The organism is Sporosarcina gallistercoris (assembly GCF_050459885.1).
In the GTDB taxonomy this organism is placed as follows: Bacteria; Bacillota; Bacilli; order Bacillales_A; family Planococcaceae; genus Sporosarcina; species Sporosarcina gallistercoris_A.
Genome location: NZ_JBCMNO010000006.1, coordinates 125,657 through 142,264 on the forward strand (window position 1 = coordinate 125,657; position 16,608 = coordinate 142,264).

Annotated in this window: 20 protein-coding genes and 1 riboswitch; of the genes, 16 read left to right on the top strand and 4 right to left on the bottom strand. The window is 46.5% G+C overall.

Going from position 1 to position 16,608, the window contains the following annotated elements:
- Positions 1-32 precede the first annotated feature (32 nt).
- The 9 genes from ABE021_RS04520 (at position 33) to ABE021_RS04560 (ending at position 7,352) form a co-directional block, all read left to right on the top strand.
- On the top strand, positions 33-1,673 hold the full coding sequence (locus ABE021_RS04520; RefSeq protein ID WP_430287088.1) for an FAD-dependent oxidoreductase: 1,641 nt from the start codon (positions 33-35) through the stop codon (positions 1,671-1,673).
- A gap of 61 nt (positions 1,674-1,734) precedes the next feature.
- Positions 1,735-2,121: a DUF302 domain-containing protein gene (locus ABE021_RS04525; protein ID WP_430287089.1), complete on the top strand. Its 387-nt coding sequence runs from the start codon at positions 1,735-1,737 to the stop codon at positions 2,119-2,121.
- A gap of 733 nt (positions 2,122-2,854) precedes the next feature.
- Positions 2,855-3,151 (top strand): rhodanese-like domain-containing protein, encoded by a 297-nt coding sequence (locus ABE021_RS04530; RefSeq protein ID WP_430287090.1) that lies wholly within the window; start codon positions 2,855-2,857, stop codon positions 3,149-3,151.
- A 38-nt stretch (positions 3,152-3,189) separates the two neighbouring features.
- Entirely contained in the window at positions 3,190-3,762 is a 573-nt protein-coding gene (locus ABE021_RS04535) for a sulfurtransferase TusA family protein (RefSeq protein ID WP_430287092.1), read from the top strand.
- Positions 3,759-4,154, top strand: coding sequence for a DsrE/DsrF/DrsH-like family protein (locus tag ABE021_RS04540; RefSeq protein WP_430287093.1), 396 nt, complete (start codon positions 3,759-3,761; stop codon positions 4,152-4,154). Before ABE021_RS04535 ends, ABE021_RS04540 begins: the two co-directional genes overlap by 4 nt.
- A gap of 39 nt (positions 4,155-4,193) precedes the next feature.
- Entirely contained in the window at positions 4,194-5,315 is a 1,122-nt protein-coding gene (locus ABE021_RS04545; protein WP_430287094.1) for an MBL fold metallo-hydrolase, read from the top strand.
- A 24-nt stretch (positions 5,316-5,339) separates the two neighbouring features.
- On the top strand, positions 5,340-5,567 hold the full coding sequence (locus ABE021_RS04550) for a sulfurtransferase TusA family protein (protein WP_430287095.1): 228 nt from the start codon (positions 5,340-5,342) through the stop codon (positions 5,565-5,567).
- A gap of 61 nt (positions 5,568-5,628) precedes the next feature.
- Complete coding sequence (locus tag ABE021_RS04555; protein WP_430287097.1) at positions 5,629-6,405, top strand: sulfite exporter TauE/SafE family protein; 777 nt, start codon at positions 5,629-5,631, stop codon at positions 6,403-6,405.
- Between the two features lie 62 nt (positions 6,406-6,467).
- Positions 6,468-7,352 (top strand): DMT family transporter, encoded by an 885-nt coding sequence (locus tag ABE021_RS04560; protein WP_430287098.1) that lies wholly within the window; start codon positions 6,468-6,470, stop codon positions 7,350-7,352.
- Positions 7,353-7,408: 56 nt separating this feature from the next.
- On the opposite strand, the gene ABE021_RS04565 is transcribed toward ABE021_RS04560, so the two are convergent.
- Together ABE021_RS04565 and ABE021_RS04570 are read right to left on the bottom strand one after the other, a co-directional pair.
- Positions 7,409-7,696 (bottom strand): hypothetical protein, encoded by a 288-nt coding sequence (locus tag ABE021_RS04565; protein WP_430287099.1) that lies wholly within the window; start codon positions 7,694-7,696, stop codon positions 7,409-7,411.
- A 76-nt stretch (positions 7,697-7,772) separates the two neighbouring features.
- Positions 7,773-7,875, bottom strand: a riboswitch (SAM riboswitch).
- Between the two features lie 73 nt (positions 7,876-7,948).
- Entirely contained in the window at positions 7,949-8,092 is a 144-nt protein-coding gene (locus ABE021_RS04570; RefSeq protein ID WP_430287101.1) for a hypothetical protein, read from the bottom strand.
- A gap of 1,411 nt (positions 8,093-9,503) precedes the next feature.
- Here ABE021_RS04570 and ABE021_RS04575 point away from each other — a divergent pair.
- Genes ABE021_RS04575 through ABE021_RS04595 form a run of 5 tightly spaced genes read left to right on the top strand, consistent with a single transcriptional unit; the run spans position 9,504 to position 13,079 of the window.
- Positions 9,504-10,508, top strand: a complete 1,005-nt coding sequence (locus ABE021_RS04575; protein WP_430287102.1) for an ABC transporter substrate-binding protein — start codon at positions 9,504-9,506, stop codon at positions 10,506-10,508.
- Positions 10,505-11,545, top strand: a complete 1,041-nt coding sequence (locus tag ABE021_RS04580) for a FecCD family ABC transporter permease (protein ID WP_430287104.1) — start codon at positions 10,505-10,507, stop codon at positions 11,543-11,545. Before ABE021_RS04575 ends, ABE021_RS04580 begins: the two co-directional genes overlap by 4 nt.
- Complete coding sequence (locus tag ABE021_RS04585; protein ID WP_430287106.1) at positions 11,532-12,329, top strand: ABC transporter ATP-binding protein; 798 nt, start codon at positions 11,532-11,534, stop codon at positions 12,327-12,329. Before ABE021_RS04580 ends, ABE021_RS04585 begins: the two co-directional genes overlap by 14 nt.
- Entirely contained in the window at positions 12,313-12,732 is a 420-nt protein-coding gene (locus ABE021_RS04590) for an ankyrin repeat domain-containing protein (RefSeq protein WP_430287107.1), read from the top strand. Before ABE021_RS04585 ends, ABE021_RS04590 begins: the two co-directional genes overlap by 17 nt.
- Positions 12,729-13,079 (top strand): antibiotic biosynthesis monooxygenase, encoded by a 351-nt coding sequence (locus ABE021_RS04595; RefSeq protein WP_430287109.1) that lies wholly within the window; start codon positions 12,729-12,731, stop codon positions 13,077-13,079. The genes ABE021_RS04590 and ABE021_RS04595 overlap by 4 nt, the downstream gene beginning before the upstream one ends.
- A 337-nt stretch (positions 13,080-13,416) precedes the next feature.
- Here the strand turns inward: ABE021_RS04595 and ABE021_RS04600 are convergent, their stop codons facing one another.
- The gene (locus tag ABE021_RS04600) at positions 13,417-13,632 is read right to left on the bottom strand and encodes a hypothetical protein (RefSeq protein WP_430287110.1); all 216 of its coding nucleotides are present in this window, start codon (positions 13,630-13,632) and stop codon (positions 13,417-13,419) included.
- Positions 13,633-13,909: 277 nt separating this feature from the next.
- Positions 13,910-14,041, bottom strand: a complete 132-nt coding sequence (locus ABE021_RS04605; RefSeq protein ID WP_430287112.1) for a hypothetical protein — start codon at positions 14,039-14,041, stop codon at positions 13,910-13,912.
- 245 nt (positions 14,042-14,286) lie between these two features.
- Between ABE021_RS04605 and ABE021_RS04610 the strand changes: the two genes are divergently transcribed.
- Together ABE021_RS04610 and ABE021_RS04615 are read left to right on the top strand one after the other, a co-directional pair.
- On the top strand, positions 14,287-15,300 hold the full coding sequence (locus ABE021_RS04610; protein WP_430287113.1) for a dipeptidase: 1,014 nt from the start codon (positions 14,287-14,289) through the stop codon (positions 15,298-15,300).
- Positions 15,297-16,523 (top strand): DUF819 domain-containing protein, encoded by a 1,227-nt coding sequence (locus tag ABE021_RS04615; protein ID WP_430287114.1) that lies wholly within the window; start codon positions 15,297-15,299, stop codon positions 16,521-16,523. The genes ABE021_RS04610 and ABE021_RS04615 overlap by 4 nt, the downstream gene beginning before the upstream one ends.
- Positions 16,524-16,608 lie beyond the last annotated feature (85 nt).

Here is a 16,608-nt window from a genome sequence, read left to right on the forward strand (position 1 = left end):
ATTCGGTCTAGAAAAAAGGAGACGATTTGCTCATGAAACCATTTTCGCACACGAATCGAACTCAGACTTTACAACGGCTTGCGAACTCCCGATATGATGTGATCGTTGTCGGAGGAGGGATTACAGGAAATGGAATTGCGTTGGATGCGGCATCACGTGGCATGAAAACACTTCTAATCGAAATGCAGGACTTTGCTGCTGGGACTTCAAGCCGTTCCACAAAACTGGTTCATGGCGGTCTTCGATACTTAAAACAACTGGAAGTGAAACTGGTTGCAGACGTTGGGAAAGAACGAGCGATTGTCTATGAAAATGCACCTCATGTGACGCACCCTGAATGGATGCTTCTGCCCTTTTACAAAAGCGGGACATTCGGCAAATTCTCCACCTCTTTTGGACTGAAAGTGTATGATTTCTTAGCAGGAGTCAAAAGAGCGGAACGTAGAAAAATGCTATCGAAAAAAGAAGTCCTCACGCACGAACCGCTTTTGAATGAGGAAGGGTTAATCGGCGGCGGAGAATATGTCGAGTACCGGACAGATGATGCCCGATTAACGATAGAGGTCGCCAAAAAAGCTCATGAACAAGGGGCAGACTTGATGAATTACACAAAAGTTACTGAATTTTCATATGACGCTCAAGGGCAAGTGAATGGCGTCCAGGTGAGAGATCAGCTCACGGGTGAATCGTATTATGCGCATGGCACGATTGTGGTGAATGCGGGTGGACCGTGGGTAGAGCAAGTGATGCACTTGGATGAACAAATGGAAGGCAAGAAATTGTTGTTGACGAAAGGTGTCCATTTGGTATTCGATCGCTCCGTCTTACCTCTTCATCAGCCGATTTACTTTGACGCGCCAGACGGAAGAATGATTTTTGCGATACCGCGCAACGGAAAAACGTATGTCGGCACGACAGACACCGTGTATGAAACGGATCTGGAAAACCCTGAATTGACTGATGAGGATAAGGATTACTTATTGCACGCGATCACAACAGTATTTCCGAATACGTCTGTCGGTATGAGTGATATTGAATCCACGTGGGCAGGGGTGCGTCCGCTCATTCAGGAAGAGGGGAAAGGGCCATCGGAAATTTCCCGCAAAGACGAAGTGTGGGAATCATCGACAGGCCTGTTAACCATTGCAGGCGGGAAGTTGACAGGATATCGGAAAATGGCTGAAGAGATTACCGATATTATCAGCACAAAGTTGAAAGTCCAAGGAGTTAACGCAGGGCCGTGCGTGACGAAAACGTTGCGATTGTCAGGCGGCGATTTCAATAAGTCCACAGACTACCGAGCCTATGTGGAAGATCGTGCGAAAGAACTGACAAAACTAGGTCTTACCTTCCAAGATGGACTCAATATCGCCTCAATGTATGGTACAAATACAAACCAAGTCGCTGAACTTGTAAGCCGAGTGAATCCCTACAGCTCCCTGCCACTTGCCATCCAACTCACTTTGCTTTACGCAATCGAGCATGAGATGGCATTGACGCCGGTCGATTACTTCATGCGCAGAACGGGCGCCATCTTCTTTGATATCCATTGGGTCGAGAAATGGAAAAAGGCTGTCGTGGAATATATGAAGGAAGTCCTGAATTGGTCGGATGAACAAACGAACCGATACAATGTCGAACTCGAAGCAAGACTAGCAGAAGCGAAGGGCTGAGTTTATTCGCTGATCAATTAGGGAAAAAATGGACAGCCATGAAGTAGAGGAGGATTAATCTATGAACACCTATGTAAAGGGAACTGCTAAAACACGCAACGACGCGATCCAAGCGATTGAAGCATCTCTGCAAGAAGCGAAATTCGGTGTGCTTTGGAACTTTGACTTGAGTGCGAAACTTGAGGAGAAAGGTGTTCAACCGCCCGCACCTTATACCATCCTTGAAGTGTGCAACCCATCCATCGCAGCCAACGTGTTGAAGGAAAACTTACTAGCAGGCGCCTTCTTGCCATGCAAGATTGTGGTATTTGAAGAAGAGGAGTCAGTTAAAATTGCCATGCCTTTGCCTTCGAAACTGATGGAAGGATTTGGCGACGAACGGATTCTCACCGCTGCCAAAGAAGTGGAACAGCAACTGATCGCGTGTATCGATCAAGCCGCTGAATAATGTTCGAAGCACCAGTAACGCCTCCAAAAATGGAGGCGTTTTTACTTTTCGGGTTTAGTGTATGGTTAGGGTCTCTAATGAAGACCGGGATTGGCTGACAATGGCTTAGAGTGGGGGGAGAAAATGCTCATAAACCTCGAGAACCGCTCATAAAATTGGGAAAGCGCTCATAAACTTCGAAACGCGCTCATAAACCTCAGGAACCGCTCATAAAATTGGGAAAGCGCTCATAAACTTCGGGAACCGCTCATAAAATTGGGAAAGCGCTCATAAACCTCGGGAACCGCTCATAAAATTGGGAAAGCGCTCATAAACTTCGGGAACCGCTCATAAAGTTGGGAAAGCGCTCATAAACCTCAGGAACCGCTCATAAAATTGGGAAAGCGCTCATAAACCTCGGGAACCACTCATAAAGTTGGGAAAGCGCTCATAAACCTCGGGACCCGCTCATAAAATTGGGAAAATGCTCATAAACCTCGAGACCCGCTCATAAAATTGGGAAAGCGCTCATAAACTTCGGGAACCGCTCATAAACCCCAGAAAACAGCTCACAAACCCCCTCCCCTTCATAGACGATATCCAATCACATAAAAATAATTTCATGTTCACAATGAGATGAAACATGTTCGTTGACAATCCAGAATATGCTGTGTAATATACGGTGTAGGGTATATATCCCGCATATATTTTTTAATCGAAATTATACCCCTTAGGGTAAAATTGGAGGATTATAATGAAAGAAATTACACCGCAAGAAGTCCAGCAGCTGCTAGCTGATAAACAACCGATCCATTTGATAGATGTGCGTGAAACCGATGAAGTTGAAAGTGGCAAGATTCCTGGAGTCACACACATTCCTCTAGGTCTGCTTGAATTCAAACTACAAGACTTGGATAAAGCAACACCTTACATTATGGTATGTCGCTCGGGTGGACGAAGCGGTCGTGCCGTACAACTTCTAGAAGATCACGGTTACCAAGCAACGAACATGGTAGGCGGAATGATGTCTTGGGATGGAGAAATCGAATAACGCCAGCTCGTGAATTAGCTGAAAATGGAGGCAGTAATGTGATGAAAACTGAACATATCCTCGATGCGAAAGGGCTAGCGTGCCCTATGCCAATCGTTCGTACTCGAAAAGCGATGAATGACTTAGCGGCAGGAGACGTCTTGGAAGTTTTGGCGACGGACAAAGGTTCCACAGCAGACATCAAAGCATGGGCTGCGAGCTCGGGACACGCTTACTTAGGGACCGAGACGGAAGAGGATGTCTTGCATCACTTCCTGAAAAAAGACGGCGCAACTGTTGAGGTGAAAGAAGAAATTCCTGTAATCGAACTTGAAGCGTTCGAGAAGAAGCTAGAACTGTCACACCCTTTGACACTTATCGATGTTCGCGAAGAAGACGAATATAACGAAGCGCATATACCAGGTGCACGACACATCCCACTCGACGAAATAGAAACTCGAATGGATGAACTGAACAAAGATGAAACGATATATCTCATCTGCCAGACGGGAAGACGAAGCGGAATCGCAGGAATCCAGTTAGCGGAAAACGGCTTCAAAGACGTATACAACGTAGTACCAGGTATGACTGAATGGAAAAAACAATCAGACAAAAGGGGATATTCATTATGACAACTCGTACAGCAATCATCGCAGCAAACGGCGGACTTTTCGACGCATACAAAGTATTCAACATCGCAACTGCAGCAGCGGCAAGTGAACACGAAGTAGCAGTATTCTTCACTTTCGAGGGATTGAACTTAATCCATAAGGAAGCTTCTCAACAACTTCCATTACCTGAAGGCAAAGAACACTTTGCAGAAGGCTTTAAAAATGCAAACGTACCCGCAATTCCTGAACTGATTGCCATGTCACAGGAACTCGGCGTGACATTCATCGCATGTCAAATGACGATGGACGTCATGGGATTGGAGAAAGAAGCGTTCGTTGACGGAATTGAAGTCGGCGGAGCTGTCACTTTCTTGGAATTCGCTAAACATGCAGACGTGTCTCTTACGTTTTAATTGCACCTATGAAAGAAATGGATTGAAAGGAGAATATACATGACAGTTCGTATTATGAAATCACAAGAAGTCGCGCGCTTCAGTATCGACAAGAAGCCGCTCTTCATCCTCGATGTGCGTAACGAAGACGCATTTGCAGATTGGAAAATTGAAGGGGAATCGATCGAGTACTTGAATATCCCCTACTTCGAATTGTTGGATGGAGTCGATGAAATCAAAGGGAAGTTACCAACAGACCGTGAGATTCTCGTCGTCTGTGCAAAGGAAGGTTCTTCACAAATGGTAGCGGAAATGCTCTCTGAAGAGGGAGTGGACGTTGCCTATCTTGAAGGCGGTATGAAGGCCTGGAGTGAATACTTGGAGCCTGTTAAAATTGCTGACTTGAAGCAGGGCGGCGAACTTTACCAATTTGTACGTCTAGGGAAAGGGTGTCTTTCTTACATGGTCATTGACCAAGGGAAAGCGGCAATCATCGATGCCACACGCATGACAGATATCTTCCTCGATTTCGCAAAGGAAAAAGGTGCAGTAATTGAGCACGTATTCGACACGCATTTACACGCAGACCACATTTCTGGCGGACGTGTCATTGCTGAAGCAACAGGAGCGAACTATTATTTGCCGAGCCAAGACGCAGAAGAAGTGGTATTTGACTTCAATGTGTTGTCAGATGGTCTTCAAGTAACTGTAGGGAAAACACCGATTCAAGCTGTCTTTTCACCAGGACACACTAGCGGATCGACCTCATTCGTCATCGACAATGCTTATTTGCTGACTGGCGATATTCTGTTCATCGATTCGATTGGACGTCCGGATCTGGCCGGTATGGCGGAAGATTGGGTAGGCGACCTGCGCACAACTCTTTACAATCGCTATGAGCAATTGTCTGACGCGCTTGTTGTTCTCCCTGCGCACTTCATGGAAATGACGGAAGTGAATGCAGACGGCAGCGTCGCTAAGCAACTAAGCACACTCTTTTCAGAGAACCACGGCTTGCAAGTTGAGGATGAAAACGAATTCCGTTCGCTCGTAACGGAAAACTTACCGCCCCAACCGAATGCCTATCAGGAAATCCGAAAAACCAATATGGGAGTACTCACTCCTGACGCAGATACACAAAGAGAGATGGAAATCGGTCCAAACCGATGTGCAGTACGCTAACTAATTAACTAGGAGGAATTACAAATGAAAGCAGATCACTTTTTGGATGCAACGGGCTTATCTTGTCCGATGCCAATTGTTAAAACTCGTAATGCCATGAAAGAAGTCAATTCAGGAGAAGTTCTGGAAGTCAAAACGACCGACAAAGGTGCGAAAGCAGATTTGACTGCTTGGACCAAGTCGGGTGGACACGAGTTGCTCGAACAACATGAAGACAACGACGTCTATACGTTCTTCATTAAAAAAGGATAAGGTTCAAAATAGAGGGAGGACATCAGTGTCTCCTTCTTTTTCTTGAAAGAAGGTTGGATCAATGAGTATCACTTTTATTCTCGTATTATTTCTAATCGGTGTGGTTGGATCGTTTTTGTCAGGAATGGCAGGGATCGGGGGAGCCATCGTTAAATATCCGATGCTTTTGTACATTCCCCCGTTATTCGGACTTACGGCATTGACTGCACACGAAGTGAGTGGCATCAGTGCGATTGAAATCTTTTTTGCAACGATAGCGGGAGTTTGGGCGTATCGGGGAACAGGCCTTCTGCACAAAACGCTCATCCTGTATATGGGTGGAGCGGTGCTGATCGGAAGTTTCATAGGGGGACTCGGTTCTAGCCTGTTAACTGAGCAAACGGTCAATTTGGTGTACGGCGTGCTTGCGATCGTAGCAGCGATATTGTTATTCATTCCACGTAAAAAGGTGGAAGAGCGTCCTGCGAGTGACGTGACGTTCAATAAGTGGCTAGCGGCTGCACTTGCTTTTGTCGTCGGTATAGCGTCAGGAGTTGTTGGAGCAGGAGGAGCATTTGTCCTCGTTCCGATCATGTTGACGGTGCTAGCGATTCCGACCCGAATGACGATCGCATCATCCCTTGCCATCACTTTCATTTCATCGATCGGTTCTGCAACGGGGAAGATCGCGACGGGGCAAGTATTATGGGGGCCAGCGATGGTGTTGATTGTCGCAGCACTCATTGCAGCACCACTTGGCGCGAAATTTGGTCAAAAAGTGAATCCCAACGTGTTGAAGTGGGCTCTAGCGGTACTGATTTTAGCGACCGCCATCAATATTTGGAGCGATTTGTTATAACACATTCAGCCGCCGGTGTATGATAGGATACGACTCTTATTGTTAATGAACCGGAGGGTATTATGACAAATCGCAACAAAGGGATTTTACTATTATTAGCGTCGGCACTCGGATTTTCACTCATGACCGCATTCGTGAAATTATCAGGGGATGTCCCGACGATGCAGAAAACCATTTTCCGAAATGGCGTCTCGATGATCATCGCATTTTTCTTTGTCCTTCATTTCAAAGAAAGAATGTTCGGCAAGCGTGAAAACCAACGCTTGCTTTTGTTACGGTCTGCTCTAGGTGCAATCGGCATCGTCCTGTTCTTCTATGCAATTGACCATCTCGTGCTGGCGGATGCGGATATGCTCAACAAAATGAGCCCGTTTTTCACGATTTTGTTTGCGGCGATCTTTCTGAAAGAACATGTAAAACCATTTCAGCTGTATAGTATTTTACTCGCGTTTCTTGGTACACTGTTCATCATCAAACCCTCGTTTTCGCTCGATGTGGTTCCCTATGCAGCGGGAATTTTATCGGCCGTATTCGCGGGTGGAGCGTACACCGTATTACGGGCGCTTGGCGGACGTGAGCAATATTACACCGTTGTATTTTACTTCTCGACATTCACGACCGTCGTGCTGTTGCCGTGGGTCCTCATCACCTATGAAGCAATGACGCTGAAGCAGACAGTGTACTTATTGGCTGCAGGAGTATTCGCTACTGTAGGCCAATTTGGGATTACGCTCGCGTACAATTACGCGCCAGCAAAAGAAATTTCGGTGTTCAACTATTTCACCGTGGTGTTTTCTGCAATTCTTGGCTTTGTGCTACTTGGCCAAATTCCGGATATCTATAGCTTCATTGGCTATATTATTATATTCGGCGCGTCATTTTACATGTTTTTACGTAACCGAGATGGGGAAGAAGTCCCTGCGGAATTGGCAAGGAAAAAGGAATAGTTTTATGAATAAAACCCTCTTGCTCACGGATTATCGTGAGCAAGAGGGTTTTTGCATTACTTGAAAAATTGAGATCCATCGGGACCGAATGTGTCTTCTAGCAGCTTCTGTTTGCGTGCTTGGATCTGTCGTGCAAGTTCGTCAGCCTGACGTTGCAATTCTGCAATCTCTTTCAGTTCTTTCTGCAATGCTTTTTTAGAAAGTAAGTCACCTTGGTCGAAGTAATCGATTTCCTGCTGAATCCGCGCGAGCGTCCGATGCCGCTTCATGGCTCCTGCAGCGCTCTTTGGCTGTTCTCGCAAGACATGTTCTTTTTGTGTTTGTAATGGTTCAATCGTTCCCATGTGGATCACTCCTCAAAAATTTGCCAAACAAAAAACTCTTCCCCCGAGCAGAGAAGAGTTGCTAAAGCGCAAATTCCCCTCATCGGCCAGGTTTAAAATACCTGTTGGCAGCAGCACCTTGCGTGGGCAGGTTGCTGAGACGTCATCGGGCCAAATCCCTCGGTCTCTCTGGATAAGAAAAGAGTCGTTCATTCAGTTAGGTACAGTCTAGCATATTTGTCGCGGACGGGCAATGTGACCCATGAATTTCGGTTATTGATCAGTGCGGGTAGGTTGTCCGACAGTTGCAGCAGATTGCCCGACACTTGGCACATTTTCTCCGACATGTGTGCCTGCTTCCCGATCACCCCGCCCGATTTCTCCGACACCTAACAAAGGTTCTCGATAATGGGACACAATTCACCTGCGGTAAGGGATTAATTGGTAGCGCTACGCTTGTTGAGGGACGGGCTACACCGCTAAGAGCACCACTTCCATGTTGTCCGACACCTAGCAAAGTTTCTCGATAACGGGACTCAATTCACCTGCATTAAGGGGTTAATTGGTAGCGCTACGCTTGTTGAGAGGTGGGCTACACCGCTAAGAGCACCACTTCCATGTTGTCCGACACTTAGCAAGATTTCCCCGACATCTAGCAAAGTTTCCTGATAACGGGACCCAATTCACCTGCATTAAGGGATTAATTGGTAGCGCTACGCTTGTTGAAGGAGGGCTACTCACTCGGCCCCGTCGGATTCTGCGTTCCCCGACACATCCCTTTGTTTGTCCATCACCTGATAAAAGTTCTCGATAACCGAGTGCCCTTTACCAATCAGCTCTTTTCATTTCTCAGACACATAGAGAAGTTTCTCGATAACGGGACTCAATTCACCTGAATTAAGGGATTAATTGGTAGCGCTACGCTTGTTGAGAGGTGGGCTACACCGCTAAGAGCACCACTTCCATGTTGCTCGACAGCTGTAATGGTTTGCCCGACACTTAGCTCTTATTCACCGCCACTCATGCCAACTTCTCAATCATGCAGTAAGATTTGTCCGACACCTAGCGAAGTTTCTCGATAACCGCACACAATTCAACTGCTTCAAGGGATTAATTGGTAGCGCTACGCTTGTTGAAGGAGGGCTACTCACTCGGCCCCAGCAGATTCCGCGTTCCCCGACACATCCCCTTGTTTGTCCATCACCTGATAAAAGTTCTCGATAACCGAGTGCCCTTTACCAATCAGCTCTTTTCATTTCTCAGACACCTAGCGAAGTTTCTCGATAACCGCACACAATTCACCTGCATTAAGGGGTTAATTGGTAGCGCTACGCTTGTTGAGGGACGGGCTGCTCCGCTGAAAGCAGCTCTCCCACGTTCTCCGACAGTTGTGGTGATTTGTCGGCCACCTAGTGCTACTTGTCGGACGCATATGCCGGTTTCTCAATTACACAGCAAGATTTCCCCTCCACTTAGCATAGTTTCTCGATAGCCGCACACAATTCACCGAATTTAAGGGACTAATTGGTGGCGCTTCGCTTGTCTAAATGAAAGCCCCATTGGAAGGGAGTTCTGCCTTTTCACCTGGGCTTTACGCCTTTAATTGGGAAGTGTCTAATTAATTGGTCCGAGGGCTTACTCTATATAAGGCGAAGAGGGAGTTAATAGTTCATTCACTTATTGTCTTCATACATAGAACTTGAAGTTTCCCAATCCTATCCAGTGGAACATAAGTACCAATTCCGAAAACTTAATTGACAACGATTATCATTATCAACTATACTTGATTTATTGAGAAAAGTTCTCAATTAAAAAGGAGGAAGACGAGTTGAAAAATTATATAGTTGCATTAGTTTTAAGTGTTTGTATGACATTACTTGCCGCATGTGGCGGTGCAGATAGTAATGGTGAAGGAGCTGTAAAAGAAGTGGTTGCTACTGAAACAGCAGGAACCGATTCTTCTCAGTCAGTGGATGTAAATGAGAATAAAGAGATTGAAATCACAGATGCAACTGGGCAGAAAATCATATTTGAAGAAGCGCCTGAATCGATTGCGACGCTCAGCAGCGGAGATCTGGACATGCTGCTTGCGCTCGATGCGAACGTGGTCGGCCGGCCTTCATCTCAAGGTGAAACGGCGGACGAGCTCAAAAACGTTCAAGAAATCGGTAATCCTCATCAGCCGAACTTTGAAAAGATATCAGAAGTCCATCCCGAGGTTCTGATTGCATCGCCAAGTTTCAAACAGTATGCAGCTAATCTCGAAGCTCAAGGGACGAAAGTCGTCTACACTCAAGCGAATTCTGTAGAAGATATTCTACAAACGATCGACATGTTTGGAACGATGTTAGGGAAATCCGAAGAAGCTCAAAAAGTGATTACTGGGCTGAATGAACAATTGGATGCACTCGCTGGGGCTGAAGGGGAAAGCGGCGTGAAGACGCTTCTTGTCTATGGTGCTCCCGGATCCTACTTAGTGGCGCTTCCGAATTCATTGTCCGGAGACTTGCTTGAACGCGCTGGCGGTGAAAACATCGCATCAGATTTTCCGCAAGAAGAAAAGTATCCGCAATACGCAAGTCTTAGTACGGAAAAGATTATTGAAAGGAATCCGGAAGCCGTCATGCTGATTACGCACGGAGATCCGGAAGCCGTGAAAAAAGCGTTCGAGGGAGAAATGGAAAAGAACCCGGCGTGGAAGAACTTGGACGCTGTGAAAAATGGGAAGGTGACCGTATTGCCCTCGCATTTGTTCGGTACGAACCCTGGAACGAAGGTAGCTGACGCACTTCAAGTGATGAATGACAGTTTGAAAGAAGCAAAATCGAAATGATTGCGGTCAATGAACAAGAAAAAGAAAGAGGGGTCAGGCATCCGCTGCAACAACGGCGGACCACGGTTCTGATAACTGTGGCTGTACTGCTTATTATCGGCGCAACTGCTAGTCTGATGATCGGTTCTGTTACATTTTCATTCACTGAAATCGTGAATGGATTATTCAGTTCAGCAGACACGCTCGAACGACGAATCATATGGGAGCTGAGACTTCCGCGGCTGCTGATCGGTCTGATCGTCGGAATGTGTTTAGCGACCTCAGGCGCCATTTTGCAAGGGATCATGAGGAATCCTCTTGCTGATCCGGGGATTATCGGCGTATCGTCCGGAGCAGGACTTGCGGCAACAGTCATCATGATTTTGTTCCCGGCGTACATTATGCTTCTGCCTGCAGCTGCATTCCTCGGTGCACTTGTCACCGCCCTTGTGATTTACGCCATGTCTTGGCGTGGCGGGACTTCCGCGGTGAGGATCATCCTTGTAGGAGTTGCAGTGAATGCTGTCATTGGCGCGTGTATGAGTGCCCTCATGCTTCTTTACAGTGATCGAGTGCAATCCGTTCTTCCTTGGCTGGCGGGTGGAATTGCTGGAGCGGGCTGGGTACAGTTCGGAACTATTATTTGGTATTCACTAGCGGCACTGGTCCTGGCAATTTTTGCGATACCACATATCCGGATTCTACGATTGGGGGATGAAGTCGCAAAACTGCTTGGACACAAAGTTGAGCGCAGCCGCTTTTATCTGATCGTAATGAGTACGCTGCTCGCGGGAATCGCGGTCAGTGTTTCGGGGCTAATCGGATTCGTAGGTCTCGTCGTCCCTCACATCATGCGTTCACTTGTGGGAGGGGATCATCGCTTTCTATTGCCCGCTTCCGCACTAGGCGGTGCATTGCTCGTGGTAGTTGCGGACACTGTTGCTCGAACGGTATTCAGTCCGATAGAATTGCCTGTCGGGATTTTACTATCCTTCCTAGGCGGCCCGTTCTTCTTGTATTTAATCCAGAAACGGAGGGATTCGTTTGCTGACAGCTAAGGAGTTGTCGTATCACCAATCGGAAACATTCAGCTTGAAAGAGATCGATCTGCACATTCCTGAAGGGGAGATTGTCAGTTTGATAGGGCCGAATGGTTCAGGAAAATCAACGTTCCTGCGAGTCATTTCGAGATTACTGTCACCTAACGAAGGCGAAGTCATTCTGGATGGACAGCGGATTGTGCAAATGGACACGAAAGATGTTGCGAAAACGCTGGCGATGTTGCCGCAAATGCAAGATCATCAGCTCGACTTAACAGTGGGAGAACTTGTGGAATTCGGCCGCCATCCCCATCGCAATCGTTCAGGGAGATTCTCACCGGAAGATCGGGAAGTGACGGAATGGGCTCTCGAAGTGACCCATATGGAACCGTTCCGCAACCGGATGTTGAACTCATTATCAGGAGGCGAACGGCAGCGCGCTTGGATTGCGATGGCGGTTGCACAGCGTCCGAAAGTGCTTTTACTGGATGAACCCACGACCTATTTGGACATCGCTCACCAGCTAGAAGTGATGGAGCTAGTGAAAGAACTGAACGCAACATTCGGGATGACTGTCGTCATGGTGCTGCATGATATCAATCAAGCGGCCCGATACAGTGATCGGCTCGTCGTCTTGAAAGACGGCTGTATCCGATTTGACGGCATACCGCAATGTGTCTTATGCAAAGATATGTTCCAATCGATTTTTGAAATTGATGCGGATATTTTCACGAAAAATGGAATGAGCTTTTTCACACCTACTAAATTGCAAAGGGATGAGGTCAATGCGACAAGAAGCTGAAAAGAAAGAGCAACTGAATCATGCGTTGGTAAGGGAGTTCATTATCGCGGCTCATGGGAATTTATCGGAAGTGAAGGCATTGCTTGCGGTGGAACCGGCACTCGTGCACAGTGTCATGAACTGGGGCGGAGATGACTGGGAAAGTGGCCTCGGTGCTGCCGCCCATACAGGGAATCGGGACATTGCCGAACTGTTGCTAGCAAATGATGCACGGATGGATATTTTTTCAGCGGCAATGCTGGGTGAATTGGAAGTCGTACGTAGTTTGATCGAACGATTTCCCCTGATGATCGATGCGAAAGGGGCACATGGAATTCCATTGCTCCGTCATGCAGAACGTGGTGGGGAAGCAGCACGGCCAGTTCTTGAGTATTTAGTGTCAAAAAGGGAGGCGCTTGTATGAGCCAGATGACGGCAGTGAACGTAATCCGTGTTGAAAAAGGAAGAGCACAGGAAGTGGCGGATCGCTTTGCCAAGCCGAAATCAGTTCACACGTTCCCTGGATTCCTCCGGATGGAAGTATGGATGAAAGAGAATCTCGAAGATCACGACGAGTTGCACATCTGTACAACGTGGGAACATGAAAAGTATTTTAAAGAATGGCTGAAAAGTCGTGAGAACGATAAATCGCATGGGGAATCCACTCAAAAGCAGGGAACAACAGGTGAATCTGAAGCGAACATGATTCTCGGCGCGGAGTTATCAACTTACGTAACACTTGTACAGCATTTACCCGCTCTGAATGTATGATAGTTGAACAGGGACGCTTCGCCTTCGGGTGAAGCGTTTTTTTTTAGTGGACCTAACGTGAGTTCTTCGACAGCTGTGCTGGTTTGTCGGACACCTAGCGCTTTTTCTCCGCCACTCATGCCAACTTTTCGATCACACAGCAAGATTTCCCCGACACCTAGCAAAGTTTCTCGATAACGGGACCCAATTCAACTGCTTTAAGGGATTAATTGGTAGCGCTACGCTTGTTGAGGGACGGGCTACTCCGCTGAAAGCACCATTTTCAAGTTGTCCGACAGCTGTAATGGTTTGTCGGACACCTAGCGCTTTTTCTCCGCCACTCATGCCAACTTTTCGATCACACAGCAAGATTTCCCCGACACCTAGTAAAGTTTCTCGATAACGGGACCCAATTCACCTGCGTTAAGGGATTAATTGGTAGCGCTACGCTTGTTGAGGGACGGGCTGCTCCGCTGAAAGCACCATTTTCAAGTTGTCCGACAGCTGTAATGGTTTGTCGGACACCAAGCGCTTTTTCTCCGCCACTCATGCCAACTTCTCGATGATGCAGCAAGATTTCCCCGACACCTAGCAAAGTTTCCCGATAACGGGACCCAATTCACCTGCGTTAAGGGATTAATTGGTAGCGCTACGCTTGTTGAGGGACGGGCTGCTCCGCTGAAAGCAGCTTTCCCATGTTCACCGACAGTTGTGATGATTTGTCGGACACCTAATGAAAGTTCTCGTTCACTTAGTGCCCTTTACCAATCAGTCCTTTTCATTTCCCCGACACCTAGCGAAGTTTCTCGATAACGGGACCCAATTCACCTGCTTCAAAGGATTAATTGGCATCACTGCGCTTGTTGAGGGAGGGCTACTCCGCTAAGAGCACCACTTCCAAGTTGTCCGACAGCTGTAATGGTTTGCCCGACACTTAGCAAGACTTCTCCGACACTCATGCAAACTTCTCGATCACGCAGCAAGCTTTCCCCGACACCTAACGAAGTTTCCCGTTAACCGGTAACAATTCAACAGCTGCAAGGGATGAATTGGCGACATTTCGCATATTCAAGAAAGAGCTATTCCCTCAATTGATGGAAGCCTCTGGACCCGGTTAGTCTACCAGACTAGAAATTTTCAAAAGTGAAATCTGTATCTCTACACTACGTATTCGCTATGATACAATATATTTATTCAGATATATTAGAATACTGAAAAGGGGAATTCTATGAAAATTTTCGACTTGCATTCTGACTTGTTTACTGACATCGCCTTTCGAAGAGCTCGCGGGGAAACGAATGTTTTTGACAGAATCCATTATCCGGCACTGAAAAAGGGGGGAGTGAGTTCAATCGTTTGCGTGTATTGGACAGAACCTATTTTTTCTGATAAACCGCTAGAACGTTTTCGTGAACTTATCATGCATGTTGAAACGGACCTACTGGAGTCGGAGCATGCAGTTGTTCAGCCCCTCAACGGGATTCATGGAGAATTAAATCCAGACGATAGAATAAGAATTTATCTAGGAATCGAGGGACTCTCCTTTTTAGATCAATGGTTGACGGAGTCGGAAAACGAAACGATCGATACCACTTTTGAATACATAGAAGAGAAAAATATTCAACACATCATCATGGTCTGGAACGAACAAAATGCTTTTGCGAGCGGGACGGGTGCATCCTCTGTCACAAGGAAAAGAGGTGTTACTGCACTTGGAAGAAGACTATTGACCAAGTCAGAGATGTCGGGTTTCATCATAGATGTGTCCCATCTGGACGAACCAAGTTTCTGGGATGTGATCCGCCATACGGACTCTCCGATAATTGCATCTCATAGTAACGCAAGAGCGGTATGCGATCATGAGAGAAATTTAACGGATGACCAAATCCGTATCATCGCTGAACGTAACGGGGTGATTGGATTGAATGCTTATGGGGAGTTTGTGGATGAACAGCATCCGAACGTTGATCGATTTATCGACCACATCGACCATATCGTATCTATTGCAGGAATCGATCATGTTGCGTTTGGATTCGACTTCCTTGATTATCTAAGTGACCATTCTCTAGGAGATGATCTGGATGTGTTAACGGAAGGGTTGGAAGATGTCACAAAAGTTCCTGCACTTCTTGAACAGATGAAACAGCGTGGATATTCCCAAAGTGGGATCGAGGCTATCAGTCACAAAAATGCGGAGCGGTTTATGACCCATTTAACAACAGAAAGAAGGCGTAATGGATGACGAATACATTAATCCAGCCAGACGACACTCTGACATTGTGGGGAATCATTGTCGTAGTGGCATCTGTCAGTATCTATTTAGAACAGCGTTTCAGCTGGGCTTCCAAGATTTCGGGGGCAATCATTGCATTGGTAGGCGCTATTTTTCTATCAAATACAGAGGTTATCCCGATAGAATCTCCCGTGTATGACGCAGTCTGGGGCGTCATTATTCCTCTTGCAATTCCGCTTTTACTATTTCACGTCAATATTAAGAAAATATGGACGGAGAGTGGCAAGCTGCTGGCGTTGTTCCTATTAAGTTCAATCGGAACAGTAGCGGGAACCATTATCAGCTTCTTTCTCTTGAAAGATCACATTCCTTACCTGGATAAAATCGGTGGAATGATCAGCGCATCCTACATCGGAGGCGGTGTCAACTTTGCAGCTATGGCAGGAAAGTTTGAAGCGCCTGGTGACCTCGTATCCGCAACAGTCGTTGCAGATAATCTGATGATGGCCGTGTACTTCGTCATCTTAATGCTGATCCCGACGATTGGATTCTTTAGGAAACGTTATGCTACCCCTCATATCGATCAGGTAGAAAATGGTGTATCCCAAGAAGATGGGAAAACGCTTGCAGAAAGTTTTTGGAAGAGAAAAGACATTTCGTTAAAAGATATTGCAATGGCGATCGGTACCGCTTTCCTTCTCGTCATTGTATCGTTCAAACTAGCGGACTTCATTGGCGGCCTGATTCCTTCGGGAGAGAACGTTTCAGGAATCATGAACTTGGCACATGCGATTTTTGGAGATAAATACCTTGTACTGACCACGGTTACGTTTACCGTATTAGCTATGTTTCCTACCTATTTTGAAAAGATCAATGGAAGCCAAGAGTTCGGGACATTTTTAATTTATTTATTCTTTGTGGTCATCGGGATACCGGCGTCGATTCCATTGATCGTGCAGAATGCACCACTACTCCTTGTTTTCGTATTCATCATCGTCATGGTCAATATGATAGTTTCGTTGGCTGCTGGAAAACTGCTGAATGCTAATTTAGAAGATACCCTTCTAGCAAGTAATGCCAACATTGGCGGGCCAACAACTGCCGCTGCCTTGGCGATTGCAAAAGGATGGAAGGATTTGATTGGCCCGATATTAGTGGTAGGAACACTTGGTTATATAATCGGGAATTACGTCGGTACCGTGCTTGGGCTTTGGTTTTCTTCGATGATGTGAGGTTGAATGAAAAATGGGATTCGGTAGGATAAAGTAACTGAAACTTTCCGCAACCCTTTTCGTAAAATAGGAAGTAGATACGATG